The organism is Pararhodonellum marinum (assembly GCF_015354735.1).
GTDB classification, from domain to species: Bacteria; Bacteroidota; Bacteroidia; order Cytophagales; family Cyclobacteriaceae; genus Pararhodonellum; species Pararhodonellum marinum.
Genome location: NZ_JACEFJ010000044.1, coordinates 1 through 888, shown reverse-complemented (window position 1 = coordinate 888; position 888 = coordinate 1). Strand labels below are relative to the sequence as shown.

Genomic DNA, 888 nt, shown 5'->3' with positions numbered 1-888 from the left:
CCAGCAGTGTTTCTTATTATATTGATTCTTCATTATTTCATAGAGTACCGTCCAATCTCTTGATTGTTAATGTCAACTACAAATAACAAGTTGTCCGCAAACAATCTTTTTTCCACCTTATCAATGATGGCTTTTGCCGAATCATTAATGAAAATTGTGTCATTTCGGATTGATAGAAAATTGTCTTCAAAATTCAACCAATCACTAATCCAAGCACCGTCTGAGTATTTCCAATTATGTTTGCTGACGTAATCAATATCATTTGTACAAGCTGACAAGTACAGCATTGTTATCAAAAAAAGTATCACAGAGCATTTAGAGTTGAATTTCATAGATGTAACTAATTCCTGTTAGTGTATCCCTGAAATATCGAGAACCTAGGTCAAAGTCATCTTTAATGCCATACCTTATTGAATTGTCCGAAGGTTGAAACCAACTTGGTGCATCAGAAGGTTTCGTCCATGCATCATTGTCTTCTGGAATGAAGTTTTGCTCAAGAAAGGCTTCCCACCAAACTTCGGTCGATTTAAACTTTAAATACATTTTATATTCTTTAGTCCAGTGAGCGGATTGCCAGTATTTCCCTTCTATTAATTCTATATCGGCAGGTGGTTTTGTGCCAGCCCAATATTTATACGTTTGAAGTGCGTCATCTGAATTTTTCTCGTAACACCCTGTCAGGATAAGACATAATAGTAAAATGATCAAATGTCGCTTCATAGTATTTCTTTCTGTTCTACTTAGTCGTGCTGGCGCTGTCGTCCACATTGCTGGTAACGGTTTGCAGCTACCCGAAGGGCGGGGCTTTTACCACAAAACTTGATTTGAAAAACTAATGTTTGATTAACCACAAAACTGTCACTAGAATACGAAACCCCGCCTTTTGGG

General features: G+C 37.2%; 1 protein-coding gene. It reads right to left on the bottom strand.

Going from position 1 to position 888, the window contains the following annotated elements; translation table 11 throughout:
- Positions 1 to 315 precede the first annotated feature (315 nt).
- A complete protein-coding gene (locus H1A14_RS23050; RefSeq protein ID WP_228527948.1) occupies positions 316 to 720 on the bottom strand; it encodes a hypothetical protein in 405 nt (134 codons plus the stop codon).
- Positions 721 to 888 lie beyond the last annotated feature (168 nt).

What these genes read in the sequence shown, in the direction of transcription:
- H1A14_RS23050 (WP_228527948.1), bottom strand. Translation starts at nt 720, where the DNA reads ATGAAGCGACATTTGATCATTTTACTATTATGTCTTATCCTGACAGGG.